The organism is Neisseria sp. HMSC31F04 (assembly GCF_001807735.1).
GTDB classification, from domain to species: domain Bacteria; phylum Pseudomonadota; class Gammaproteobacteria; order Burkholderiales; family Neisseriaceae; genus Neisseria; species Neisseria elongata.
Genome location: NZ_KV790835.1, coordinates 41,445 through 65,096 on the forward strand (window position 1 = coordinate 41,445; position 23,652 = coordinate 65,096).

General features: G+C 55.2%; 24 protein-coding genes and 1 pseudogene. 15 read left to right on the top strand and 10 right to left on the bottom strand.

Translation table 11 applies throughout. The annotated features are described in order from the left end of the window. The first annotated feature begins 106 nt into the window (after positions 1-106). Positions 107-625, top strand: coding sequence for a DUF1543 domain-containing protein (locus HMPREF3107_RS10845; RefSeq protein ID WP_070455417.1), 519 nt, complete (start codon positions 107-109; stop codon positions 623-625). 129 nt (positions 626-754) lie between these two features. Here the strand turns inward: HMPREF3107_RS10845 and HMPREF3107_RS10850 are convergent, their stop codons facing one another. The 3 genes from HMPREF3107_RS10850 to waaF form a co-directional block, all read right to left on the bottom strand. Then, positions 755-2,050: an adenylosuccinate synthase gene (locus tag HMPREF3107_RS10850; RefSeq protein WP_070455419.1), complete on the bottom strand. Its 1,296-nt coding sequence runs from the start codon at positions 2,048-2,050 to the stop codon at positions 755-757. A 109-nt stretch (positions 2,051-2,159) separates the two neighbouring features. After that, positions 2,160-3,314 (bottom strand): ATP phosphoribosyltransferase regulatory subunit, encoded by a 1,155-nt coding sequence (locus HMPREF3107_RS10855; RefSeq protein WP_070455421.1) that lies wholly within the window; start codon positions 3,312-3,314, stop codon positions 2,160-2,162. 155 nt (positions 3,315-3,469) lie between these two features. Next, positions 3,470-4,489 carry a lipopolysaccharide heptosyltransferase II gene (gene waaF, locus HMPREF3107_RS10860; protein WP_070455423.1) on the bottom strand — a complete coding sequence of 340 codons (1,020 nt, stop codon included), beginning with the start codon at positions 4,487-4,489 and terminating at the stop codon, positions 3,470-3,472. Between the two features lie 230 nt (positions 4,490-4,719). Here waaF and HMPREF3107_RS10865 point away from each other — a divergent pair, with 230 nt between their 5' ends. Beyond that, on the top strand, positions 4,720-5,541 hold the full coding sequence (locus HMPREF3107_RS10865; RefSeq protein ID WP_070455425.1) for a hypothetical protein: 822 nt from the start codon (positions 4,720-4,722) through the stop codon (positions 5,539-5,541). Positions 5,542-5,611: 70 nt separating this feature from the next. Here the strand turns inward: HMPREF3107_RS10865 and HMPREF3107_RS10870 are convergent, their stop codons facing one another. Next, positions 5,612-5,806: a zinc-finger domain-containing protein gene (locus tag HMPREF3107_RS10870; protein WP_040665611.1), complete on the bottom strand. Its 195-nt coding sequence runs from the start codon at positions 5,804-5,806 to the stop codon at positions 5,612-5,614. A gap of 132 nt (positions 5,807-5,938) precedes the next feature. On the opposite strand from HMPREF3107_RS10870, the gene queA reads away from it, so the two are divergent. Next, the gene (queA, locus tag HMPREF3107_RS10875; RefSeq protein ID WP_070455427.1) at positions 5,939-6,982 is read left to right on the top strand and encodes a tRNA preQ1(34) S-adenosylmethionine ribosyltransferase-isomerase QueA; all 1,044 of its coding nucleotides are present in this window, start codon (positions 5,939-5,941) and stop codon (positions 6,980-6,982) included. A 56-nt stretch (positions 6,983-7,038) separates the two neighbouring features. Here queA and HMPREF3107_RS10880 read toward each other — a convergent pair whose 3' ends face one another. After that, a complete protein-coding gene (locus HMPREF3107_RS10880; RefSeq protein WP_070455429.1) occupies positions 7,039-7,692 on the bottom strand; it encodes a cytochrome b/b6 domain-containing protein in 654 nt (217 codons plus the stop codon). An 89-nt stretch (positions 7,693-7,781) separates the two neighbouring features. Next, the gene (locus HMPREF3107_RS10885; protein ID WP_210391432.1) at positions 7,782-8,654 is read right to left on the bottom strand and encodes a YicC/YloC family endoribonuclease; all 873 of its coding nucleotides are present in this window, start codon (positions 8,652-8,654) and stop codon (positions 7,782-7,784) included. Positions 8,655-8,751: 97 nt separating this feature from the next. On the opposite strand from HMPREF3107_RS10885, the gene rph reads away from it, so the two are divergent. From rph to HMPREF3107_RS10910, 6 genes are all read left to right on the top strand, one after another. Then, a complete protein-coding gene (gene rph / locus HMPREF3107_RS10890; protein ID WP_070455433.1) occupies positions 8,752-9,480 on the top strand; it encodes a ribonuclease PH in 729 nt (242 codons plus the stop codon). A gap of 13 nt (positions 9,481-9,493) precedes the next feature. Continuing rightward, positions 9,494-10,054: a pseudouridine synthase gene (locus tag HMPREF3107_RS10895; protein ID WP_070455435.1), complete on the top strand. Its 561-nt coding sequence runs from the start codon at positions 9,494-9,496 to the stop codon at positions 10,052-10,054. Between the two features lie 317 nt (positions 10,055-10,371). Continuing rightward, positions 10,372-11,196, top strand: a complete 825-nt coding sequence (locus tag HMPREF3107_RS10900) for an ABC transporter ATP-binding protein (RefSeq protein ID WP_070455437.1) — start codon at positions 10,372-10,374, stop codon at positions 11,194-11,196. Positions 11,197-11,297: 101 nt separating this feature from the next. Further along, entirely contained in the window at positions 11,298-12,815 is a 1,518-nt protein-coding gene (locus HMPREF3107_RS10905) for an ABC transporter permease/substrate-binding protein (RefSeq protein ID WP_070455439.1), read from the top strand. An 80-nt stretch (positions 12,816-12,895) separates the two neighbouring features. After that, positions 12,896-13,552: a hypothetical protein gene (locus HMPREF3107_RS12435; protein ID WP_210391436.1), complete on the top strand. Its 657-nt coding sequence runs from the start codon at positions 12,896-12,898 to the stop codon at positions 13,550-13,552. A gap of 18 nt (positions 13,553-13,570) precedes the next feature. Further along, positions 13,571-14,149 (top strand): NmrA family NAD(P)-binding protein, encoded by a 579-nt coding sequence (locus tag HMPREF3107_RS10910; protein ID WP_256364805.1) that lies wholly within the window; start codon positions 13,571-13,573, stop codon positions 14,147-14,149. A gap of 120 nt (positions 14,150-14,269) precedes the next feature. Here the strand turns inward: HMPREF3107_RS10910 and cysG are convergent, their stop codons facing one another. Next, positions 14,270-15,667: a siroheme synthase CysG gene (gene cysG / locus HMPREF3107_RS10915; protein WP_070455441.1), complete on the bottom strand. Its 1,398-nt coding sequence runs from the start codon at positions 15,665-15,667 to the stop codon at positions 14,270-14,272. A gap of 201 nt (positions 15,668-15,868) precedes the next feature. Between cysG and guaA the strand changes: the two genes are divergently transcribed. The 6 genes from guaA to HMPREF3107_RS10945 all read left to right on the top strand — a co-directional run bounded on the left by guaA (position 15,869) and on the right by HMPREF3107_RS10945 (position 21,111). Next, positions 15,869-17,434 carry a glutamine-hydrolyzing GMP synthase gene (guaA, locus tag HMPREF3107_RS10920; RefSeq protein WP_070455443.1) on the top strand — a complete coding sequence of 522 codons (1,566 nt, stop codon included), beginning with the start codon at positions 15,869-15,871 and terminating at the stop codon, positions 17,432-17,434. 130 nt (positions 17,435-17,564) lie between these two features. Further along, entirely contained in the window at positions 17,565-19,070 is a 1,506-nt protein-coding gene (gene ppx, locus HMPREF3107_RS10925; protein WP_070455445.1) for an exopolyphosphatase, read from the top strand. A 9-nt stretch (positions 19,071-19,079) separates the two neighbouring features. Beyond that, entirely contained in the window at positions 19,080-19,751 is a 672-nt protein-coding gene (locus HMPREF3107_RS10930) for a DUF6348 family protein (RefSeq protein WP_070455447.1), read from the top strand. A 251-nt stretch (positions 19,752-20,002) separates the two neighbouring features. Beyond that, on the top strand, positions 20,003-20,215 hold the full coding sequence (gene rpsU, locus HMPREF3107_RS10935; protein ID WP_070455449.1) for a 30S ribosomal protein S21: 213 nt from the start codon (positions 20,003-20,005) through the stop codon (positions 20,213-20,215). Between the two features lie 97 nt (positions 20,216-20,312). Further along, on the top strand, positions 20,313-20,759 hold the full coding sequence (locus HMPREF3107_RS10940) for a GatB/YqeY domain-containing protein (RefSeq protein WP_049254312.1): 447 nt from the start codon (positions 20,313-20,315) through the stop codon (positions 20,757-20,759). A gap of 10 nt (positions 20,760-20,769) precedes the next feature. Then, entirely contained in the window at positions 20,770-21,111 is a 342-nt protein-coding gene (locus HMPREF3107_RS10945; RefSeq protein WP_003770161.1) for a hypothetical protein, read from the top strand. Between the two features lie 298 nt (positions 21,112-21,409). On the opposite strand, the gene HMPREF3107_RS10950 is transcribed toward HMPREF3107_RS10945, so the two are convergent. From HMPREF3107_RS10950 to HMPREF3107_RS10955, 3 genes and pseudogenes are all read right to left on the bottom strand, one after another. After that, positions 21,410-22,435 carry a T6SS immunity protein Tli4 family protein gene (locus tag HMPREF3107_RS10950; RefSeq protein ID WP_070455451.1) on the bottom strand — a complete coding sequence of 342 codons (1,026 nt, stop codon included), beginning with the start codon at positions 22,433-22,435 and terminating at the stop codon, positions 21,410-21,412. Positions 22,436-22,506: 71 nt separating this feature from the next. Beyond that, positions 22,507-22,626, bottom strand: a pseudogene (locus HMPREF3107_RS12440) (IS5/IS1182 family transposase); the annotation flags it as partial. A 211-nt stretch (positions 22,627-22,837) separates the two neighbouring features. After that, a complete protein-coding gene (locus HMPREF3107_RS10955; protein ID WP_070455453.1) occupies positions 22,838-23,644 on the bottom strand; it encodes a DUF4198 domain-containing protein in 807 nt (268 codons plus the stop codon). Positions 23,645-23,652 lie beyond the last annotated feature (8 nt).

The window sequence follows — 23,652 nt, forward strand, 5'->3', positions numbered from 1 at the left end:
CCGCCTTGTCCTGATTTTTGTTAATCCACTATGTCTCTATCAATCCGTGCAATATGACGGCCCACCCAGCGGACAGGCCGTCTGAACGCCCGGAATCAAACACCCCATGCCCAAACTCCATATGTTCTACCTAGGCGGCAACGCGGGCCGCTCCAATATCGAAGTGCACGACATCCAATTTGCCGTTTGCGACAACTACCAAGAGGCCGTCCCCGCGCTAAAGGCCGCATGGTTCGGCGATGCCGACAAAATCCACATCGACGGCTGGCAGATTGTCGAATGGGCGGACGGCTATGACATTACCGTCTCCGAACAGCCCGCCGGAGATGAAAGGCCGTCTGAAAACACGCCGCGCCTGTATTTCGCCAACGTCGGCGGCTATTTGGCCGGACAGCTTGCGGAAGCGCACGCATTCGGCCTGTTTGCCGCCGCAAATCCTGCCGAAGCCAAAACCAAAGCTCTGAACACCCTTTTACCCGGCCATGCCCAACAACATAAAGACAATCTGAAAGACGTAGACAACCTGCTTGCCCTCGACCGCGTCGGCAGGCACCGCATCATTTTGACACCGAATCCGCACGGCAGGCCGTCTGAAATCGGTTTTCAAGGCTATCTGCCGATTTAGCGGATTGACTGCAAACGGAAAAACACGGCTTCGCCCTGCCATACTGGTTCAAAGCGGATTAAAAACAGAAAAAGGCCGTCTGAAAAGCCGATGCAGGGCTTTCAGACGGCCTCTTGGCATTCAAACCATTTAGGCAAACGGATGTTGCAGCAGGATGGTTTCGTCGCGGTCCGGGCCTGTGGAAATGATGGCGACCGGCGCACCGCAGACTTCCTCAATCCGTTTCAGGTAACGCTTGGCGTTTTCCGGCAACGCGTCGTATTCTTTCACGCCGAAAGTCGATTCTTTCCAGCCGGGCAGCGTTTCGTAAATCGGTTTGCATTTGGCCACGGCATCTGCGCCGAAAGGCAGGATGTCTATGGTTTTACCTTCGAATTCATAGCCGGTGCAGATTTTGATTTCTTCGATACCGTCCATTACGTCGAGTTTGGTGATGCACATGCCGGTGATGCCGTTAATCTGAATCGAGCGTTTCAGTGCGGCGGCATCAAACCAGCCGCAGCGGCGCGGACGGCCGGTTACCGAACCGAATTCGTTGCCGCGCTGCGCCAAACCCGCGCCGACTTCGTCGAACAATTCGGTCGGGAACGGGCCCGAACCGACGCGCGTGGTGTAGGCTTTCACGATGCCCAGCACATATTGCAGCATATGGGGCGGAACGCCCGCGCCTGCGGCGGCCGCGCCGGCCGAACAGTTGGACGAGGTAACGAAGGGGTAGGTGCCGTAATCGATGTCGAGCAGGGTGCCTTGCGCGCCTTCGAACAGCAGGCGTTCGCCGTTGGCGTTTTTCTCGTACAAGGTGCGGGCGACATCGTGAATCATCGGTAGGATGCGTGCCTTAAAGCCGTTGATTTTCGCCATGATTTCGTCAAAGCTGACCGGGGCGGCATGATGCAGGTGTTCGAGTTGGACGTTGTAGAGTTCGACGTTGGCGCGTACTTTTTCCGCCAGTTTTTCATCGTCGAACAAATCCACCACCCGCACGGCGCGGCGGGCGACTTTGTCTTCGTAAGCCGGGCCGATGCCGCGGCCGGTTGTGCCGATTTTTTTATCGCCTTTTGATGCTTCGCGCGCCTGGTCCAAGGCAATGTGGTAGGGCAGGATGAGGGTGGCGGTCGGCGCGATTTTCAGACGGCTTTCCACGTTTTTCACGCCTGCGGCAATCAGTTCGTCGATTTCGCCCAGCAAGGCCTCGGGGGAAACCACCACGCCGGAGCCGATGAAGCAGTCCAGTTTTTCATGCAGGATGCCGCTCGGAATCAGGCGCAGGATGGTTTTTTTGCCGCCGACAACCAGCGTGTGGCCGGCATTGTGCCCGCCCTGGAAGCGGACCACGCCGCCGGATTGCTCGGCCAGCCAATCTACAATCTTGCCTTTGCCTTCGTCGCCCCACTGCGAACCGATGACCACTACGTTTTGCGCCATACTATATTACCTCGTTGAAATGTTTGAAAATAAGATTATTAAGACCGTCTGAAACGTTTATGCGGCCTTTCAGACGGCCTGTCTGTTTTTAAAAGGCCGTCTGAAAGGCTCAATCGCCGAGGACGACCCATTTTCCGTCCTGTTTCAGCAAACGGCGCGAACCGTCGCGCGTGCTGTTTGCCTCCATGCCGTAATCGACGACCACCGTTTCCCCTTCGGTCCGCAGACGGGCAATTTCTTCCGCCGCATTGGCCGCATCGGCCAACGCCACCGCAATCGCCGTGCGGCGTTCTCCTTGGGGCAGGCGGCCGAGGAACTTGCGCAAGTCGAAGCTGAAGCCGGTGGCCGGACGGCTGCGGCCGAAATATGCGCCCAGTCCGTCGTAACGTCCGCCGCGCGCCACCGCATCGTGCCCGTCGCTGCCGTAAGCCGCATAAAGCAGGCCGGTGTGGTAGTTATCGACCCGCAATTCGGCCAAATCGATGTGAACCGCCCGTTGCGGGAAGGCTTGGCAGACGGCTTCCAATTCGTCCAATGCTTTGCCGATTAAAGACAAATCCGGCAGTTTTTCCCGTGCCTGCGCCAATATTTCGCGGCCGCCGTACAGCGTGGGCAGCAGGGAAAACGCTTTGCGCCACATACCGTCCAAAGCCCAGGCTTCCACCTGTCCGCGGACGGCGGCCACGTTTTTGTCCTGCATCATGGCCAACAGCGTTTCCGCCTGCTGCGGCGACAGTTCGGCCGACGCGGCCAGTGCGCGGAATACGCCGATATGCCCCAAAGACAGCAGCACGTCGCCGAAATCGGCCAAGGCCAAACTGTCCAGCATCAGGCCGATGATTTCGATATCGGCTGCAATGCCGTCGAAACCGTAAAGCTCGGCACCGGCCTGCAAAGGTTCGCGGCTGTTGAGGAAGCCTTCCGGACGGGCGTGCAGCACCGAGCCGGCATAGCACAGGCGGTTGATGCCTTGGTTGGCCGACAGCAGGTGGGCGTCGATGCGCGCCACCTGCGGCGTGATGTCGGCGCGGATGCCGAGCTGGCGGCCGCTGATTTGGTCTACAAAGCGGATGGTTTTCAGGGACAATCCCGAATCGATATGGGTCAGCAGTGAATCGCTGTACTCCATCAAAGGGGGATGCACGAGTTCGTAACCGTGCGAGCGGAACAATGCCAATAATTTCTCTTTTGCACTTTCAAGCTGACGTGCGCCGCTTGGAAGGATATCGGCGATATATTCTGGTAGTTGCCAAGACTGCGTCATGATTGGTTTCCGACGCCCGGAGGCAGGGCAAACCGCCTGAATCCGTGCGTCTGTCGGAGTTTTTTAAAGCCGCACTTTAACATAAAAAAACAAATTTTGCAGACGATTGAATCATGCCGGAAATTTAGCCGTGCCTCAGGCCGCAGATATGCTGTTTATTCCGTTTGCGCCAATTCCTCCGCCGCTTTTCGAACCATGTCCGGCGTGAGTTTGTTCAGGCAATTGGTATGACCGAGCGGGCATTCGCGTTTGAAGCAGGGCGAGCATTCGAGGTGCAGGCTGACGATTTTGGCTTTTTGGCTCAAAGGCGGGGTGTGGTCGGGGCTGGACGAGCCGTAGGCGGCGACGAGTTTGCGGTCGAGGGCGGCGGCGAGGTGCATCAGGCCGCTGTCGTTGCAGACGACGGTGTCGGCGCAGGACAGTAGGTCAATCGCTTCGGAAAGATTGGTTTTGCCGCAAAGGTTGGTGCAGAGGCCGTCTGAAAGACGGTTGATTTCTTCGGCGATGTCGAAATCTTTTTGCGAGCCGAACAGCCAAACCTGCCAGCCTTCCGCCAGATAGCGGCGGCCGAGTTCGGCAAAATGGCGCGCGGGCCAGCGTTTGGCGGGGCCGTATTCCGCACCCGGGCAGAAGGCGAGAACGGGTTTGTCGGTGTTTAAGCCGTATTTGGCAAGGGCGGCGGCGCGGCTTTCGGGGGAAATGGTGAAACGCGGGTTGTCGGAATGTCCGTTGAAATCCGCCTGCGTCGGATGGGCGAGGGCGGTGTAGCGGTCGACCATCAGGGGCAGGGCGACTTTGTCGAGTTTGCGGATGTCGTTGAGCAGCAGGTAGCGTGATTCGCCAACGTAGCCGGTGCGCTGCTTGATGCCGGTGGCGAAGGCGATGAGGGCGGATTTGAGCGAACCGGGCAGGACGATGACTTGGTCGTAACCTTGTTTGCCCAGTTCGCGCCCGATGCGCCAGCGTTTTTTCAGTTCCAACGCGCCGTGTCCGAACGGATTTTCAATAACGCGGCTGATTTCGGGCATGCGCTCGAACACCGCCATCGACCATTTGGGCGCGAATGCGTCTATGGTGCAGCCGGGATGGAGTTCGTGCAGGCGGCGGTAAAGCGGCTGGGTCATGACGCAGTCGCCGATCCAGCTCGGGGTGATGATGAGGATTTTTTTGGACATGGTGGTAGGGCGTTTTTGTGTTGCGCGATATTGTATAGTGAAATGGAAGGGCGGGTATACGGCCTTACCGCACTGCCTTGCTTGGAAAACAGTTTGTCCGCGCAGCCGTTGCTGTCCGCTGTTCGGAACAGGGGAGGCCGTCTGAAAGTGAAAAATATCTAATTAAGGTTAAATTATGCTAATATGTGCCGCAATTTTATTACATCTGTTTGACTGAATAGGAAATAAATATGGGAAATGATGTTTTTTTCCACGCCGAGCCGTCGGGGGAAATGGATGAACGGCTGTTGGACGAACCCGCGTCCCGCAGTATCGTCCGCGGCGTGGAATGGATTATGGAGGGTTTTTTTCTGTTCCGCGAATACCCGCTGTCGTGGATGAGAATTGCCTTTATTTTGCTGGCCTGCGAATGGGCGCTGACTTCTTTGGCGCAGCATCTCTTTATTGCCGGATTGGTACTGCTGGCCATATATATGCTGTTCAAGGCGGGCGGGCTTTTGATGGCGGCTTCGATACAGGAGCATGAGGAACGCCCACCCGGCATCGGCCAGATGTTTTTGATTTTGGAAGGCAAGGTATTCGAATTCATCCTGCTGCTGATTTTGCTGTTCTTTGCCGCCGCCGCATGGGGGTATCTGCTTTACGGCATAGCGAGGGCTTTGGGTTTGTGGAACCCACTCAGCGGAATGGCCGATATTTTTATGTTTTTATTGTGGTTTTTAACCGTTCAGCAATTATTGGGCTTTGCACCGGTATTGACGTTTATCCAGGACGAAACGCCGATGGCCGCCATTATCCAAAGCGTCAAAGCCAGTTTCAAAAACATCCTGCCGCTGACTTTGTCCGCCATTACGCAGGGATTGCTGATGGCGGCGGTATTTTGGCTGCTTGGCCTGCTGCTCGGCAACATTCCGAGTAAGGCGGTTACCTATATTTTTGTCGCTGTATGGCTGTTCTTTTCGATGGTGTCTTATCTCACCACCTATGCCGCCTACCGCGATATATGGTTCGAACCGATAGAAAGCGACGGTATCCAAACCGGCTACCGCTGAATATCCCGCTCTTAACAAACAGGCCGTCTGAAGCATTCAGACGGCCTGTTTGCCATATCGGCGGTAAAACTCAATAACCGTGCGGTTTGATTTCGCCTTCCAGCTTGTAAATGGTGCCGCAATAGGGGCACTCGATGGTGCCGTTGGATTGGATGGGCAGGAAAACGCGCGGGTGGCCGTTCCAAGTTTCGTTGCGCGGGCCGCTGCAATGCAGGGGCAGGTCGTGCGGGGTAATGGTTACGGTTTCTTGATTCGGGTTGCTCATGGCAGTTCCTTTCGGGCAGGTTTGTGTACCGTTTATTTTACGGCATACGCGGCCGTTTGTGCAGGCGGAAACGGCGGCAGAGGCCGTCTGAAAAGGATATAATGCCCGCTTTTTTCAGACGGCCTCCATCTCATGCAGCTTTCCGATTTCGATTTCGACCTTCCCGACCACCTGATTGCCCAACAACCGCCCGCCGAACGCGGCGCAAGCCGGCTGCTGTCGGCGTTGCCCGGCGAACCCTTGCGCGACGAAATGTTTTCCGTCCTGCCGCAGCTTGTGGGCAGGGGCGACGTATTGGTGTTCAACAACACCAAAGTCATGAAGGCACGCCTGTTCGGCCAAAAAGCCAGCGGCGGAAAAATTGAAGCCCTCATCGAACGGGTATTGGACGCGCACACCGCGCTGGCGCACATCCGTTCTTCAAAATCGCCCAAACCCGGCATGCGGCTGCTGTTCGACGGCGGGATAGGGGCGGAAATGACGGCGCGCGAAGGCGAACTCTTCCGCCTGCATTTCGACGGAGAAGAAACGGTTTACCGCCTCCTCGAGCAGCACGGCCGGCTGCCGCTGCCGCCCTATATCGAACGGGCGGCCGACGGCGACGACGAGAGCCGTTACCAAACCGTATACGCCAAACACCAAGGCGCAGTGGCCGCGCCTACCGCAGGCCTGCACTTCACCGATACGCTGCTGGCGGAACTCAAAGCCAAAGGCGTGCGCCTGGCGGAGGTAACGCTGCATGTCGGCGCCGGCACGTTCCAGCCTGTGCGGACGGAGAACATCGCCGAACACAAAATGCACAGCGAATGGTACGACGTGCCGCCCGAAACAGTGGCGGCGGTGGAGGCGGCGAAGGCGGAGGGGGCAAAAGTCTGGGCGGTCGGCACCACTTCGATGCGCGCGCTGGAATCGGCCGCGCGGGAAACAGGCCGTCTGAAAGCAGGGCGGGGCGATACCGATATTTTCATCACGCCGGGCTACCGTTTCCGCGTTGCCGACCGTTTGATTACCAATTTTCACCTGCCGAAATCGACGCTTCTAATGCTGGTCAGCGCGTTTTCCGGCATTGAGGAAATCCGGGCGGTTTACCGCCACGCCGTGGCAAAAGAATACCGTTTCTTCAGCTACGGCGACGCAATGGTGCTCGGGCGCAAGGATGATGCGGAATCCTTCTGATAGATGAAAAAAGGCCGTCTGAAAAACAGTTTTCAGACGGCCTTTTGTTTTCCCGCTTACTTTCGAAGCAGCCAAATCAGGCAGACGGCCGCTGCGGCAACGGCGAGCGCGGCAACAAACGCGCCGATTCCGGCAAAACGCAGCGACGGCACGTTGCCCTGCCATTCTTTCAGGCCGGTTATCATCGGCGTAATCAAATCCTGCTTTTTAAACAGGCGGTAAAACAAAACGGCCGCGATATGCAGCCCGGCCAGCAGAGCCAACAGGTTGAAAAAATTCACATGGATGCGGCGGAAGGTTTCGCCGCCGTTTTCCAGCCGGCCGTTCAGATAACCGTGGTAAAGGAAAGTGTTTTCATCGGCGGCAAACAGGCCGGTCAGCACTTGGAAAAGCACGGCGGCCAGCAGGGCGGCCACCATCAGCGCGCCCAACGGGTTATGCCCGGGATGCGCCTGTTTGTCCCAAGTGCCGCGCAGATAGCTGCCGATTTGCAGGGGACGGAAAAAACGGGCGAAACGCGCCGTGTCGCTGCCCCAAATGCCCCAGCACAGGCGGAAAACCAGCAGCGCGGCCACCAGCAGGCCGACGCGCAAATGCCAAGCCATCCAGCTGCCGCCGGTTTTCGCGCTGAACCACATGAAGGCAAGGGCGGCGGCCAGCGTCCAATGGAAAACGCGGACGGGCAAATCCCAGATTTTGATTTTCTGCATACTTTATCGTCTCGGTTTCATCGTTTCCCGCCGCTTTTTTCAGACGGCCTCAAAAGCAGTTTGAGGCCGTCTGAAAGCGGGCAGGGGGCTTATTCGATATTCTGCACCTGTTCGCGCATCTGCTCGATCAGCACTTTCAATTCGACCGAAGCCTGCGTGCATTCGGCGGCAATCGCCTTGCTGCCCAATGTGTTGGCTTCGCGGTTCAATTCCTGCATCAGGAAGTCCAAGCGTTTGCCCACGCCGCCTTTTTGCTCGGTAACGATGCGGCGGACTTCGACGATATGCGTTTTCAGACGGCTGAATTCTTCATCCACGTCGGCTTTCTGCATATAAAGCGCGAATTCCTGCTTCAGGCGGTCTTCGTCGATATTCTCCACCGCTTCGGCCAAACGGGCGCGTGCCTTGTCCAAATGCGCCTGCAATAAGTGCGGAAACAGTTCGGACAGGGCATCGACGATGCCGTCCATCGCCTCCAGCCGCTCCAAGATATGCGCCTGCAGCTTTTCCCCCTCGCGGGCGCGTGCGGCGGAAAAATCCTTCACCGCGTCGGCCAAAAGGTTTTGCACGGCCAGCGCAAACGTTTCCTGATCTTCGGCCTGGCTGACCAGCACGCCGGGGAAGCGCAAAATATCGGCCACCGTCAGCTTGCCCAAGCCGTCGAACTGCTTGCGCCATTTTTCGTTTAAAGCCGCCAGTTCGGCTGCCAAATCCTGATTGACGTGCAATTCGGCTGCCCCGTTTTCCAAAGCCTGAATCTGGATGCGGCATTCGATTTTCCCACGCACGGCGGCGGCGGCGATGATTTCGCGCAGGCTGCCTTCCAAATGGCGCAGGTCGTCGGGCATTTTGAACTGCACGTCCAAATAGCGGTGGTTTACCGCGCGGATGTCGAGGTTGATGCGTTTGCCGCCGCATTCGCCGGCCGCATTGGCAAAGCCGGTCATACTGTGAATCGTCATGTTTTTACTCCGTTTCTGTTTACGAGTGAAAGCAGGGGCAATATAACACATCCGCAGTGTTATAATTTTCATTTTTCAACAGACAGGACACCCCAGCATGACCGGCTATACCCGCACATCCCGCGCCGCCGACGCCTTACGCGCCGTCAAAATCACCCCTCATTTCCTGCCGCACGCCGACGGATCGGTTTTAATCGAATGCGGCAACACCAAAGCCATCTGCACCGCCAGCATAGACGAAAGCGTACCGCCGTTTTTGCGCGGCAAAGGGCAGGGCTGGGTAACCGCCGAATACGGCATGCTGCCCGCGTCCACCGCGACACGGATGCGGCGCGAGGCGGCAGCCGGAAAGCAGGGCGGACGCACGCAGGAAATCCAACGCCTGATCGGCCGCTCACTGCGCGCGGCGGTGAACATGGCCAAACTGGGCGAACGACAAATACTGATAGATTGCGACGTGATACAGGCCGACGGCGGCACGCGCACCGCATCGATAAGCGGCGCATACGTCGCTTTGGCGTTGGCCGTGAAAAAACTGCTTTCAGACGGCCTGATTGCCGAAAACCCGCTGACCGGGAGCATCGCCGCCGTATCGGTCGGCATCGTAAACGGCGTACCGCTGCTGGATTTGGATTATCCCGAAGATTCGGGCTGCGACAGCGACATCAACGTCGTGATGAACGGCGAAGGCAAAATCATCGAAATCCAAGGCACGGCAGAAGGCGCACCGTTTGATTTCGACGAACTGGCCAAACTCGTCAAACTGGCGCAAAAAGGCATTGCCGAACTGTCTGCCCTGCAGCAACGCGCACTGGCCGAAGCATAAGGCCGTCTGAAACATGAAATCCCTGATTATCTTCAACAAACCCTGCGGCGTGATCTGCCAGTTCAGCCCGCATGAAAAGCATCCGAGCCTGAAAGACTACATAGACGCGCCCGGTTTTTATCCCGCAGGCCGTTTGGATACCGACAGCGAAGGCCTGCTGCTGCTGACCGACGACGGGCAACTGCAGGCAAGGATTACCCAGCCCCGCTTCAAAGTGGAAAAAACCTACTGGGCGCAACTCGAAGGCATACCGGACACTGCCAAACTGCAACTGCTGCAACGCCCGATGGACTTAGGCGACTTTACCGCCCGTCCTGCCAAAATCCGGCTGCTGTCCGAGGAAGAAACCGGCCGATTATGGCCGCGTAACCCGCCCGTGCGCGTCAGAAAAACCGTGCCTGATTTTTGGCTGGAAATTAAAATCAGCGAAGGCAAAAACCGCCAAGTCCGCCGCATGGCCGCCAAAGCCGGCTATCCCTGCCTGCGCCTGATTCGCGTAGCCATAGGCCGTCTGAACCTGTTTGACGAGCAACTCGGCTTGGGGGAATGGCGTTACAGCGAATCCTTGCCGTAAACAATCAGGAAATACAGGGAAAGAGGCCGTCTGAAAGCAGATTCAGACGGCCTTTTCAGGCAATGAAGAGGGAACTTTGTTGAAGTGCAAAGTGGAAAAGATGTTTTTCGTGGAGTAGGGTAGGGAACTTCTCCGGCATTATCTGAATCATGCAAAATTGTTAGTAATGCCGGGAGAGGAAAAGGGTAGTGATGTGTTGCCTATCGTATCGCTCGCCGTCATCATGCAGCTGTACCAATTACCTGGCAGTTTATTGGTAGCAATTTACTAAAAGTTGCCTCATATTTTTATTTTAATTAACGACAGGAAATGTCCCCATGCAAGATAGCCTAACTCCCTTTATCGAATTTCGCGGCGCAGGCAAGCAATATGACGGCAAATATGCTGTGCGCGATTTGGATTTGACCATTTATCAGGGTGAATTTTTCGTGTTGGTGGGCGGCTCGGGCAGTGGCAAATCCACCACTCTGCGCATGATTAACGCGCTCATCGAACCGACCGACGGCAATGTTTACCTGCACGGCAAGCGCATTAAGGATTACGACATCCGCCAGCTCCGCCACCAAATCGGTTACGTCTTGCAGCAAATCGCTCTGTTCCCCACCATGACTGTGGCGGAAAACATCGAACTCATGCCAGACGTACTGGGGTGGCCGAAAGCAGAACGCAAAACGCGTGTGAATGAATTATTGGAGTTGGTGGAACTTGACCCTGCGCACTACCGCGACCGCTATCCGCATGAACTTTCCGGCGGTGAACAGCAGCGCATCGGCATTTTGCGCGCCATCGCCGCCAAACCCCAAGTTCTGCTGATGGACGAACCGTTTTCCGCGCTCGACCCGCTGGTGCGCACCGTGTTGCAAGACCAAATTGCCATGATTCACCAAAAATTCGGCACCACTATCGTTTTTGTTACCCACGATATGCAGGAAGCCGCCAAACTTGCATGCCGTATTGGTGTAATGCATAACGGCAAACTGGTACAAATCGGCACACCTGAAGAAATCAAAAAGCAACCAGCAAACGATTACGTGCAATCGCTGTTTTCCACCGCCGACGTACCCGATGCCCAACGCATCATCCACCAATTCTTACGGTTGGATAAACAGGGACAGGAAGCTGTGAGAAGGGCAGTGTTATGATGGTGAAGGCCGTCTGAAACCTCTTTCAAGGCGCTAATACCTTGCTGTAAAGCAAACATAAACATCTATTATTCAACATACTAACCATAAAATTTAAAACTATGTTCTCATCCCTAAACGTTACCCCAGCAGAACTCTGGCAAATGCTGCTTACGCATTTATGGCTTTCCGGACTGGCTTTGCTCGCGGCAGTAGCCATTGCGATGCCTGCCGCCGTGTTGTTTGCGCGCAGACAGCGTGCGGCCGAAGCAGTATTGCAGTTCACCAATATATTGCAAACTATCCCATCTTTGGCGCTGCTGGGCTTGCTGATTCCGTTTGTCGGCATTGGCTCGCCGCCCGTACTGATTGCGATCACGCTATACGCGCTGTTGCCGATTTTTCAAAATACCTATTTGGGGCTGACCCAAATCGACCAATCGATTCAAGATGCGTACACCGCATTCGGGCTGTCGCGTTGGCAGTCGCTATGGCGGATTGAGCTGCCGATGGCTTTGCCTGCCATGATTTCGGGCATCCGCACAGCGGCGGTGCTGATTGTCGGCACGGCAACACTGGCAGCGTTAATCGGCGCAGGCGGCTTGGGTAACCTGATTCTGCTCGGCATCGACCGAAATAACATGACGATGACGTTTACCGGCGCATTGCTCTCCGCGTTACTGGCTGTCGGCGTAAGCGGCATTATCGGACTGTTGCAGAAATCGCGACGCAAGCTGCCGATTATTCTTGCATTGGCGGTGGGCTTCGGCGCACTCGGTCTGTCGCAGATTTCGTTTACGCCTGCCACAAAAAACGTGGTGATTGCCGGCAAAATGGGCAGCGAGCCTGATATTCTGATTAACATGTATAAATTCTTGATTGAACGTGAAAATCCGAATGTGAAAGTCACAGTCAAACCTAATTTTGGTAAAACTACCTTCCTGTTTAACGCACTGAACAGCGGTGAAATCGACATTTACCCTGAATTTACCGGCACAGTGCTGGAAACCTTGGTGCAAGTGCCAACTGAACAGAAGAACCGCCATCTGTCGCCCGACGAGACCTATCGACTGGGCAAACAGTTATTGGTGGAACAATATCGGCTGGAATTTCTGCCGCCGATGTCTTATCAGAACACTTATGCGTTGGCAGTCAAAGAAAGTTATGGCGCGGCGCACCAACTGAAGACAATCAGCGACTTAAAGCAGGCTGCACCCGATATCCGCGCCGGTTTTTCTCTGGAATTTGCCGACCGGGCAGATGGCTACAAAGGCATGCAGGCTGCCGGTATTACGCTAAAACATATTGTTAGCCTAGAGCCCGCCCTGCGCTATACGGCGCTGCTGAATGACAAAATCGACCTAGTCGAAGCCTTCTCCACCGATGCCGAATTGAAGCAATACCAATTGCGCCTACTGAAAGATGATATTTTCCTGTTTCCTGCTTACCAGGGGGCACCATTGATGAAAGCAGAATTTGCCGCGAAAAATCGGCAAATCGTGGCCGCGCTGAACCGATTGGCCGGCAAAATCAGCGAAGAGGAAATGAGCGAGATGAACTACCGCGTGAAAGTGCAAGGCGAAAGCGCAGAAAATGTGGCGCGGGATTATTTAGAGAAGAATGGGTTGTTAGGAAAGTGAAATTGGCAGTAAGCCACCTGAAACCTAAAAAGCAGCCTGCACACCAAAACCCTTCATCAACCACCCTTAAAGGATATACCATGAAACAATACCTCCTCCCCATCATTGCCGCCCTGCTGTTGGGCGCGTGCACGACGTACACCAGCACCGGCATCAAATCGCGCCAAGAAAACATACTGGGGTTCTATGGTGAGAAGGCGGGCACGGGCAACAGCACCAAACCGCAGATGTACATCATCACCGACAAAAACGAATACCGCATCACCCTGCCACCTATTTTCCAAGCGGTGCAGCAGGCGGGTATTTTCAATGATGCCGTCCGCTACCGGCTCTCTATGGGTAACCCCTCCGGCAAATACTACGTCGGACTGGATATCCTTTACCCGTACAGCGAGAGTCGTGAGAAAAACCTGCAAGCATTTGAGATGCAACTGAGAACCCGAGGCATTACTGCCGAGCTTGGTCAAGAGTTTCGTGTATCTAAAACGGACGACGGTAAATCTATCCACGTATTTGTTGCGGCGGACACCAACTGGCAGCAGGTCAAACTGCAAAACCGTGAAGCGCTGCTGGCACAAAACCGGCTGGCAACCCCCATCACTCTGGAGATTCGTGAAGAGGGCCGCACGCAGCGTTCGGTCAAACCGCTGGATGGCAGCTCAGTCGGCATGTTGCTGTTAAGCCCGATATTGGTTCCCGCCATCCTCTTTACCGGTGGACTCAAGCCGTCGCGATAACTGCCGCTAATTCTGCCGCTGCGCAACCCCGCCAAAGCTCCCGTTCTGCCGAACTGCGAGGCGCGGCGGTTTGCCTATGGCGATTTGGAGCTTGTCAAGCAGGCGTTAAACAGGGTGGACGTGCTGTTTATGGTGTCCGCCGCCGAAAGCCCGACGCGCGAACAGGAGCATTTGACTTTGGTGCAGGCTGCTGCGGAAGCGGGCGTGCAACACATGGTCTATCTCTCTTTTGCACAGGCTGCGTTAGACAGCACCTTCACGCTGGCGCGTACCCATGCGGTTACCGAAAATGCAATCCTGCAAACGAATATGCGCTACACCTTTCTGCGCGACAATTTTTACAGTGAAATGATGGCAACGATTGCCAACGCAGACGGCATCATCGCAGGCCCAGCCGACGACGGGCGCGTTGCCTGCGTTTCGCAGCGCGATGTCGCTCAAGCGGCGGCAAACGTCATCGCCGACATCGCATGCGCCAATCTCCGCCACGATAATCAGACCTACACGTTAACAGGTTCCCAATCATTAAGTTTTGCTGAAATAGCCGCCGTCTTAACCGAAATCACCGGAGACGAGCTTGCCGCAATAATTTTATAGGTTGATAGGGAAGGAGCAAACTGAGCGGAGAATCAAGAATCTTAGAATAAAGCTGTTTATTAGAATATCACGGTATATAAATTAACATAATATAAATTATGCGTAATTATATTACCGGCTTCACGCAGCCTTGGCAACCGCAGTGTTTTCACTTTGAAACCAAGCCAAACGATGATGCAATGCCGCCACTTCGCCAATAACAATCAATGCAGGTGTGGCGGCATTTGCCGTTAAGCACTGCAAATCGGACAGTACGCCTGTTGCCACGGTTTGATTTTGCCGCGTTCCGTTACTGATGACGGCGCAAGGGGTATCGGCGGCACGACCGTGGTGGATTAGCCGTGCGGCGATATTTTCCGCTTTGATGGTTCCCATATAGACCGCCAAAGTCTGGTTGCTGCGGGCAAAGCTTGCCCAATCCACATCGCTGCCGTCGACCTTGCATTGCCCGGTGATGAATTGTACGGATTGTGCGTAATCGCGGTGCGTCAGCGGAATGCCCGCATAAGCCGCCGCACCGACGGCCGCAGTGATGCCGGGAATGATTTTGAACGGGATGCCTGCCTCGACCAGTATCTGTAATTCTTCGCCACCCCTGCCGAATACAAACGGGTCTCCGCCTTTCAGACGTACCACACGGCAGCCTTTTTGGGCATATTCGAGTAATAAGACATTGGTCTCTTCCTGCCGTACTTTATGGCCGCCCGCCCGTTTGCCGACGTTGATTTTCTCCGCATCTTTCCGAATCAGGCGGAGAATATCCGTGCTGACCAAGGCATCATATAGCACTACGTCGGCTGCCTGTATGGCCTGCAAAGCATGAATGGTAAGCAGGCCGACATCGCCCGGTCCCGCGCCGACTAAGGTAACAAAGCCTTGCTGCGTCTGTTTGGCAGCCAGCTCGGCCTTTAACTGCAAATCGGCCTGCGGACGGTTGTTTTGGGCGCAGTAGTCTTGAAAACGTCCGGCGAAAAGCTGTTCCCAAAACTGGCGGCGTTCGGGGAGACTGCCGAATTGCCGTTTGACGGATTCGCGGTTTTCGCCGGCAATTTGCGCCATCAAGCCGATATGCTGCGGCACCAGTTGTTCGATTTGAAGGCGGAGCCGACGCGCCAGCACGGGCGATGTGCCGCCGCTGGATACGGCGATTTGGATGGGCGAGCGGTCAATCACCGCAGGCACGATGAAGCTGCACAATTCCTGCCTGTCTACTACATTGACCAATTTATTGCCGCGTTCTGCCGCATCGGCCACCCGTCGGTTTAATTCTTCATCATCGGTGGCGGCAATGACCAGCACCGCCTGTCTGATGAGGCCGTCTGAAAAACTTTCGGCAATGCGGCAAATCCTGCCTTCTTCTGCCCATGTTTGCAGGTTTTCGGTCAGTTCCCGCGCTGCCAGCAAGACTTTTGCCCCGGCATCCAGCAGCGATTGGATTTTGCGCTCGGCCACCGTTCCGCCGCCTACAACCAAAACAGGCCGACCGCGAAGGTCGGCAAACATGGGGAAGTAATTCATGTCCGTATGTCCTTATCAATGGTCGTTCCATTTTAAGAGGCCGTCTGAAAAGGTAGAAATACCGTGTTTGTCTTTCCTTATAACGAAAGCGGCACATGGCGTTTTGAGGCCGTCTGAAAACCGTGCGGCAACATTTCAGACGGCCTTGTGTTAAAATCCGCAAGTTTCCGATTCCGACTGACTTTAACCTTTTCTCCGATTATGACCCAAGACAAAATCCTCATTCTCGACTTCGGTTCGCAAGTTACCCAGCTGATTGCCCGCCGCGTGCGCGAAGCCCATGTTTACTGCGAGCTGCATTCCTTCGACATGCCTTTGGACGAAATCAAAGCCTTCAATCCGAAAGGTATTATCCTCTCAGGCGGCCCCAATTCCGTTTACGAATCCGACTATCAAGCCGATACCGGCATCTTCGATTTGGGCATTCCGGTTTTGGGCATCTGCTACGGAATGCAGTTTATGGCGCACCACTTGGGCGGCGAAGTACAGCCCGGCAACCAGCGCGAATTCGGTTACGCGCAAGTCAAAACCATCGACAGCGAATTGACCCGCGATATTTACGACGACGCGCCAAACACGCTGGATGTATGGATGAGCCACGGCGACAAAGTATCCAAACTGCCCAACGGCTTTGCCGTTATCGGCGATACCCCGTCATGCCCGATTGCCATGATGGAAAACGTTGAAAAACAATTCTACGGCATCCAATTCCACCCCGAAGTGACCCACACCAAACAAGGTCGCGCCCTGTTGAACCGCTTTGTCTTGGACATCTGCGGCGCGCAACCGAGCTGGACGATGCCGAACTACATCGAAGAAGCCGTTGCCAAAATCCGCGAACAGGTCGGCAGCGACGAAGTGATTTTGGGTCTGTCAGGCGGCGTGGACTCTTCCGTAGCCGCCGCGCTGATTCACCGCGCCATCGGCGACCAACTGACTTGCGTGTTCGTCGATCACGGCCTCTTGCGCCTGAACGAAGGCAAAATGGTGATGGATATGTTCGCCCGCAACTTGGGTGTGAAGGTGATTCATGTCGATGCCGAAGAGCAATTCATGGCGAAACTCACCGGCGTTACCGATCCTGAGAAAAAACGCAAAATCATCGGCGCGGAATTTATCGAAGTATTTGATGCTGAAGAGAAAAAACTCACCAACGCCAAATGGCTGGCGCAAGGCACGATTTACCCCGACGTAATCGAATCCGCAGGCGCGAAAACCAAAAAAGCCCATGCCATCAAATCGCACCACAACGTCGGCGGCCTGCCTGAAAACATGAAGCTCAAGCTGCTTGAGCCTTTGCGCGACTTGTTCAAAGACGAAGTGCGCGAACTGGGCGTCGCTTTGGGCTTGCCGCGCGAAATGGTGTACCGCCATCCGTTCCCCGGACCCGGTTTGGGCGTGCGCATCTTGGGCGAAGTGAAAAAAGAATACGCCGACTTATTGCGTCAGGCAGACGACATTTTCATCCAAGAATTGCGCAACACCACCGACGAAAACGGCACATCTTGGTACGACCTGACTAGCCAAGCCTTCGCCGTGTTCCTACCCGTCAAATCCGTCGGCGTAATGGGCGACGGGCGCACTTACGACTACGTCGTCGCACTGCGCGCAGTCATCACCAGCGACTTCATGACCGCACACTGGGCAGAACTGCCATACTCGCTGCTCGGCCGCGTGTCCAACCGCATCATCAACGAAGTCAAAGGCATCAACCGCGTGGTTTACGATGTAAGCGGCAAACCGCCCGCCACGATTGAGTGGGAATAAGTTGAACCGCAACAGGCCGTCTGAAACCCCATTTTTCAGACGGCCTGACGGTAAAGCATCCTTTATTTGCTGAAACAGGCTTTCAGACGGCCTCCCTCTCCCCACAACCGCCCTACCCGTCCAGATACATATGAATACACACAATGCCCCGCAGATGCTTGCCTCCGTCGATTTAGGCTCCAACAGCTTCCGCCTGCAAATCTGCCAAAACAACAACGGCCAGTTACAAGTTGTCGATTCAATTAAAGAAATGGTGCGCTTTGCCGCCGGATTGGACGACAAAAAATATCTCGACGAAGCCTCGCGCCAGCGCGCCCTCTCCTGCCTGTCCAAATTCGGCGAACGCCTGCGCGGCTTTTCCGCAGAACAAGTGCGCGCCGTCGCCACCAACACCTTCCGCGTGGCAAAAAATATTGCCGAATTCATCCCTCAGGCCGAAGCCGCATTGGGCTTCCCCATCGAAATCATCGCCGGACGCGAAGAGGCCCGCCTGATTTACACCGGCGTGGTGCATACCCTGCCGCCGAACGGCGACAAAATGCTGGTGGTGGACATCGGCGGCGGTTCGACGGAATTCGTCATCGGCAGCGACATCCAACCCATGCGTACCGAAAGCCTGCCGTTGGGTTGCGTAACCTACAGCATGCGTTTTTTCCAAAACAAAATCGACGAAAAAGTCTTTCAGACGGCCATCACCGCCGCCCGCACCGAAATACAGCGCATCGCCAAAGCATATAAGGATACCGGTTGGGATTTCGCCGTCGGTACTTCCGGCTCGGCAAAATCCATCCGCGACGTATTGGCGGCCGAAACCGGCAACACCGAAGAAACCATCAGCTACCCCGGCATGAAAAAACTGATGCAGCGCATCTGCGAAGCCGGCAGCGTGAAAAAGGCCAAATTTGCCGGATTGAAGGCAGACAGGCTGGAAGTATTTGCCGGCGGCCTGGCCGTCATGCTGGCTGTGTTTGAAGAACTGGGCGTGCAAACCATGACCGTAACCGATGCCGCCCTGCGCGACGGCGTGTTCTACGACTTCATCGGCCGCAGCCTGAACGAAGACATGCGCGAACAAACCGTTACGCAGTTCCAGCAGCGCTACCACGTTTCCCTCAGCCAGGCCGACCGCGTGGCGCACACCGCCTCCATCCTGCTTGAAAGCCTTGCCCAAAACGCATCGGTACAAGAACTCAACCGCTGGCGGCAATATCTCCGCTGGGCGGCCAAACTGCACGAAATCGGCATCGACATCGCCTACACCGCCTACCACAAACACACCGCCTACATCCTCGACCAGGCCGATATGCCGGGCTTTTCCCGCCGCGAACAGCAAATCCTCTCCGTCCTCGCCCTCGGCCAGCGCGGCGACGTGCGCAAAGTAGTGGAACAGGCGGGCGGCAACACCATGATGTGGTTCGCACTCTTCGCCCTGAGATTGTCCGTTCTGTTCAACCGCGCCCGCCTGCCGCTGACCCTGCCGCAATTCACCCAATTGCGCAGCCCCGCCCCATCGTCCTTCATATTGCGCATCAGCGGAAAATGGCTGGAAGAAAACCCGCTGACCGCAGGCGCATTGGCGGAAGAACATGAGCAATGGGCGAAAATCAATATCCGTTTCGACATCCAGGCCGTCTGAAAGAACAAAATGTCCGATAACGAAGAAAACTGCGACTACACCCTCAACCAAATCCTGCATGCCGCCCTGCTCTCCCGCGGCTACACGGTCCGCGAAGAAGAAGGCAAACTGCTGCCCGCATTCAAAATACCCGTCGCCTTCGACACACTGGCCTACATCAACAGCCGCAACAACGGCAGCACCGTTACCCGCCTCGACGTGGAAACCCGCCTGCCCGACGGCCGCCTGCTCTACGAAGCCTATGGGGACATCGGCGGCAGCATCGAAGAAGCCCTCAGCGCGAATTGGGACAACTTTGAAAAAAGCGCGCTGAACGTCATGCTCGACGCCTTCAACCAAACCAGCGGCGCAGAAACCTGGACGCTTGATGGCCTGCCGTTTGCCGCCTATATCGGCAGACCCACGCTCAAATTTTCCGGCGGCAAACCGCAATGCCCGACCGAATCGCTCATCGGTGCGGTCAAAGAAGCACTGAAACGCACCCGCATCGGCAACGCCATCCACTTCGTCCGCTTTTACTACTGCCAAATCAACGGCGAAGCCGAAAGTGTGGAATTCATGCTCGACAACCAAAACCTGCCCTTCGCCGAACAGGCACTCGCCCGTTTGAAGTGGCCGAAACGCGAGGCCTTCTACAGCCTGCGCCTGTTCCTCATCCTGATTCCAGAAAAGGCCGTCTGAAAAACCTTTTGCGGGAAAACCATTGACTGAATGGCGAAAATACCGCATAATTCGCGCCTTTCGCGCCGGATTGTCCGGCCAAACCGAATTTTCCGCCGCGCCCTGCCGGCACGGCCTTGTTAGGAGGTGATGTTTTCATCACGGCGCATGCCCCGCCCTTTGCAGACAGCGGCATAACAACAGATTTACGCCGTCCCTTTTTTCAGACGGCCCCACTATTAACGAAATATCCGAAATTTGAAGGAAATAAAATGCCTACTATCCGTGTAAAAGAAAACGAACCTTTTGAAGTTGCCATGCGCCGTTTCAAACGCGCCATCGAAAAAACCGGCCTGCTGACCGAACTGCGCGCGCGCGAAGCCTACGAAAAACCGACTACCGAGCGCAAACGCAAAAAAGCGGCTGCTGTCAAACGCCTTCAAAAACGCCTGCGCAGCCAACAACTGCCTCCGAAAATGTACTAAGCCGAAACGCTTATCCGTTTTCAAAAAAACACCGCATCCGTTTGCGGTGTTTTTTGTTTTATAATGCCCGCTTTCCGATTCGAACAAGGAAACCAAAATGACTTTGAAAGCCAAACTGACCGAAGACATGAAGGCCGCAATGCGTGCCAAAGATCAGACGGCACTCGGCACAATCCGCTTAATCAATGCCGCCATCAAACAGTTTGAAGTGGACGAACGCACGGAAGCAGACGATGCGCGCGTTGCCGCAATACTCGGCAAAATGATCAAACAACGCAAAGACTCGGCCAAAATCTATGCCGATGCGGGCAGGCAGGATTTGGCGGACAAAGAAAATGCCGAAATCGAAGTATTGAACCGTTATCTGCCGGAAATGCTGTCCGAAGAAGAAATCGCCGCCGAAGTCGCCGCCGTGCTGTCCGAAACCGGCGCATCGGGTATGGCCGATATGGGCAAAGTGATGGGCGCGCTGAAAAGCAGGCTGGCGGGCAAAGCCGACATGGCCTTAGTCAATCAGGCGGTGAAGGCCGCCTTGAGCCGCTAGGCAGACAGCCATGCGCCAATCTTCGCTTTTTTTCCCACTGCTGCTGATTACCGTCGGCGCGGCCTGGTTTCTGAAAAGTACCGACATCCTGCCCGCCACCTCCACCTTAATCGCCGCCGCTTTCGCCACAGTCGGCGTGCTGGTGCTCCTGATGGACGGCATCAATAAGCAATCGGTCGTTGCCGGCCCCCTGCTGGTGTATGTCGGAGCCGCGATATATTTGCGAAACACTTATTGGATCGAGCTGTCGCCGCTGATTGCCTTGGGCATGATGATATTCGGCTGCCTGCTGTTGCTCTCCCGCAGCAGCCTGGTGCCGTATAAAACGCAGAAAAACCCGCCGCAATACTAGCTAAAATAAGAAACAGGCCGTCTGAAAATACCCTTTCAGACGGCCTTTTGCCATGCGGCAATACCGATATCCGACCATATCTCTTTTCAGACGGCCTGCATTTGGGCAGAGGCCGTCTGAAAACCGGGAATAAGGCTTGGCAGGACGGCAGCTTCGTCTTTGCCGTGCGGAAGCCCGGCCTCACAATCAAAGCTTTTTCTTCAGACGGCCTTCCGTTGCCAAGAGGCCGTCTGAAACTTCAGTATCGGCTTTTCAGACGGCCTGATGTATGGCGGAATACAGAGTATGCGGCTTTCCGTTATTTAACCGGCTTCAAAGTCGGCAGCACGGTGTCCCAGATGGCGAGGATTTCGGCTTCGCTGCGGCTCGTCCCTTCCGCACGGTCCGCGCCGAATTTCATCATGATGCGCGGGTCGCCTCCGTCCCGTTCCCATATCAGCATGTATTTGTTGCCCTGCCATTTGATCAGCTTTTCCGTGCCGGACATGCCGTTGATGTCGCGTTTGCCTTGGCGGATGGTGCGGTAGCCGGCGGTTTTGAAGATTTTGGCCAGCGTGCTTTTTTCGGAGACGAAGTCGCGTTCGAGCAGGGTCGGCTCGCCCGGCTGCAATACCGCGCCGTGCAGCATTTCCAGACGCATGTCGGTCTGCTTGGCAAAGCGTACCGCGGTGTTGGCTTTGAAGGGTTTGTCGCCGTCGTCGGCGATGAAGCCTCGAATCAGGCAGATGCCGCTTTGGTTCGGCACTTCGTATTCCTGCCGTTCGCGCAGGCCTTTGAGGAAGTCGGCGCGGTATCTTTTCTCCATGCCGTCAAGCATTTCTTTTTCTTTCGCCTTCCAGTTGGCGGGTTCTTTGCCGTTATTGGAAGGAATACGGAAATAGCCGCTGACGATGTAGGCGTCGTCTTTATCGAGTTTGAATATCAGGTTGGTGTCATAGGGCATGCCCCGGTCTCTAATAATATCCTCCCAGTCAAAATCTTTACGCGTTGCAAACATCACGGCCTGGCCGGGGATCAGGGTGCGGCTGCCGATAAAGATATTAGTCGCCCCGTAGGAACCGCTGCGTTCGAACTTGCGGATGTCTTGCATCTGCCGCGCCCAGTCGTTGAACAATACCATCACACTCCAGCCGTTGTATTCTATCCACGAGCTGCTGTGGCGGCGGACGGCCGGCAGACGCAATTGGTAGCGGCCGCTGCAATACGGTTGTTCGGTCCAGTAGGCGGTGTCGATGACGGGCGGACTGCCTGCGGCCCGGGCGGGGACGGCTGGAGTCGCGGCAGCCAGCAGTGCGGCTGTGAGGAAAGTACCGGTATATTTCATGCAGTGTGTCCTTAGGGCTGGGTTAATCGGGTTGTATGGGTTCGGCAATGGGTTTGAGGATGTGCAAACCGGACATATAGTGGATTAAATTTAAACCAGTACGGCGTTGCCTCGCCTTGCCGTACTATCTGTACTGTCTGCGGCTTCGTCGCCTTGTCCTGATTCAAATTTAATCCACTATAGTATCGCTTTGCATTTTTTCGGCTTTGTAAGGGCGTGGAATTTCTTTAAAGCATCAGGTGGGGTGCAATTAAAGTAAAACGCTATATTTCTATTTTAACAGGGTATTTCTCAAAACCGCATCCGACAAAAATAAAAAAAGCCGTCTGAAAACGTTTTCAGACGGCCTTCCCCCCACATAAGCCGAACCGGGTTCGGCCTAAAGCAAACGGTTAAAAATCCTTAGTGGTGCGTATGTCCGATTTCAAAAGTCAGTGTGCTGTATGAAGCCTGTTTTTGGCATACTTTTTGGTCGGCATAATCGGCTTTGTACTCCACGCTTGCCTTCCAAAAGCCCTGGCGCAGCGGAATGATGTCCACCGTGCCGTCGGCTGCGGTTACATCGTAGAAGGCCTGCGCCTCTACTTTGTGCGATTTTTTGCGGTCGGTCAGGTCGAAGCCTTCGAATGTCGCGGTAACCGGAACATTGGCCAAAGGCTCGCCCTTATAGAGCACTTTTACTTTAAACAGTTCGCCTACGCGCACATTGGCGGGATTATCCAGCGGTACGATTTCCAAAAGATGATCCACAGGGCGCGTAATCACCGCGGTATCCGCGCTGTCATGGCCGACATTGACGATGTTTTTGCCGTACATCCGCGTTTGTTCGCAATATTCGGCATCCGGCATTTCAGTCATATTGACTTTTTTCCAACCGGCTTTGTTTTTCGACCAGAAAGTCGGCTGGTATTCCGCCGTTACCAAAAAGCTGCCTTCGCGTACCGGCTTTTTGCTTTCATATTGGTAATTGAATTCGCCCTTTTGCACCAAATTCTCATGGCCTTTGTCGGTATACAGCCGCATCGGTTTGCTGAAAATATGTAGCCGCTCTTGGGCAATCGGTTCAAATTCGGGGAATTCGCCATAGCCCAGCTGCGCTTTCAAAATTTCGCCGCCGTGGGTATGGTCTGTTTTTACCCAAACGCGGTGTGCATGTGCGGAGAAAACGGCAGCCGACAGCACTGCCGCCAATACAACTTGCTTCTTCATTCTTCATC

Bases quoted from the DNA above. Each gene is read 5' to 3' on its own strand.
- HMPREF3107_RS10845 (WP_070455417.1), top strand. From the start codon at position 107: ATGCCCAAACTCCATATGTTCTACCTAGGCGGCAACGCGGGCCGCTCC.
- HMPREF3107_RS10850 (WP_070455419.1), bottom strand. From the start codon at position 2,050: ATGGCGCAAAACGTAGTGGTCATCGGTTCGCAGTGGGGCGACGAAGGC.
- HMPREF3107_RS10855 (WP_070455421.1), bottom strand. From the start codon at position 3,314: ATGACGCAGTCTTGGCAACTACCAGAATATATCGCCGATATCCTTCCA.
- waaF (WP_070455423.1), bottom strand. From the start codon at position 4,489: ATGTCCAAAAAAATCCTCATCATCACCCCGAGCTGGATCGGCGACTGC.
- HMPREF3107_RS10865 (WP_070455425.1), top strand. From the start codon at position 4,720: ATGGGAAATGATGTTTTTTTCCACGCCGAGCCGTCGGGGGAAATGGAT.
- HMPREF3107_RS10870 (WP_040665611.1), bottom strand. From the start codon at position 5,806: ATGAGCAACCCGAATCAAGAAACCGTAACCATTACCCCGCACGACCTG.
- queA (WP_070455427.1), top strand. From the start codon at position 5,939: ATGCAGCTTTCCGATTTCGATTTCGACCTTCCCGACCACCTGATTGCC.
- HMPREF3107_RS10880 (WP_070455429.1), bottom strand. From the start codon at position 7,692: ATGCAGAAAATCAAAATCTGGGATTTGCCCGTCCGCGTTTTCCATTGG.
- HMPREF3107_RS10885 (WP_210391432.1), bottom strand. From the start codon at position 8,654: ATGACGATTCACAGTATGACCGGCTTTGCCAATGCGGCCGGCGAATGC.
- rph (WP_070455433.1), top strand. From the start codon at position 8,752: ATGACCGGCTATACCCGCACATCCCGCGCCGCCGACGCCTTACGCGCC.
- HMPREF3107_RS10895 (WP_070455435.1), top strand. From the start codon at position 9,494: ATGAAATCCCTGATTATCTTCAACAAACCCTGCGGCGTGATCTGCCAG.
- HMPREF3107_RS10900 (WP_070455437.1), top strand. From the start codon at position 10,372: ATGCAAGATAGCCTAACTCCCTTTATCGAATTTCGCGGCGCAGGCAAG.
- HMPREF3107_RS10905 (WP_070455439.1), top strand. From the start codon at position 11,298: ATGTTCTCATCCCTAAACGTTACCCCAGCAGAACTCTGGCAAATGCTG.
- HMPREF3107_RS12435 (WP_210391436.1), top strand. From the start codon at position 12,896: ATGAAACAATACCTCCTCCCCATCATTGCCGCCCTGCTGTTGGGCGCG.
- cysG (WP_070455441.1), bottom strand. From the start codon at position 15,667: ATGAATTACTTCCCCATGTTTGCCGACCTTCGCGGTCGGCCTGTTTTG.
- guaA (WP_070455443.1), top strand. From the start codon at position 15,869: ATGACCCAAGACAAAATCCTCATTCTCGACTTCGGTTCGCAAGTTACC.
- ppx (WP_070455445.1), top strand. From the start codon at position 17,565: ATGAATACACACAATGCCCCGCAGATGCTTGCCTCCGTCGATTTAGGC.
- HMPREF3107_RS10930 (WP_070455447.1), top strand. From the start codon at position 19,080: ATGTCCGATAACGAAGAAAACTGCGACTACACCCTCAACCAAATCCTG.
- rpsU (WP_070455449.1), top strand. From the start codon at position 20,003: ATGCCTACTATCCGTGTAAAAGAAAACGAACCTTTTGAAGTTGCCATG.
- HMPREF3107_RS10940 (WP_049254312.1), top strand. From the start codon at position 20,313: ATGACTTTGAAAGCCAAACTGACCGAAGACATGAAGGCCGCAATGCGT.
- HMPREF3107_RS10945 (WP_003770161.1), top strand. From the start codon at position 20,770: ATGCGCCAATCTTCGCTTTTTTTCCCACTGCTGCTGATTACCGTCGGC.
- HMPREF3107_RS10950 (WP_070455451.1), bottom strand. From the start codon at position 22,435: ATGAAATATACCGGTACTTTCCTCACAGCCGCACTGCTGGCTGCCGCG.
- HMPREF3107_RS10955 (WP_070455453.1), bottom strand. From the start codon at position 23,644: ATGAAGAAGCAAGTTGTATTGGCGGCAGTGCTGTCGGCTGCCGTTTTC.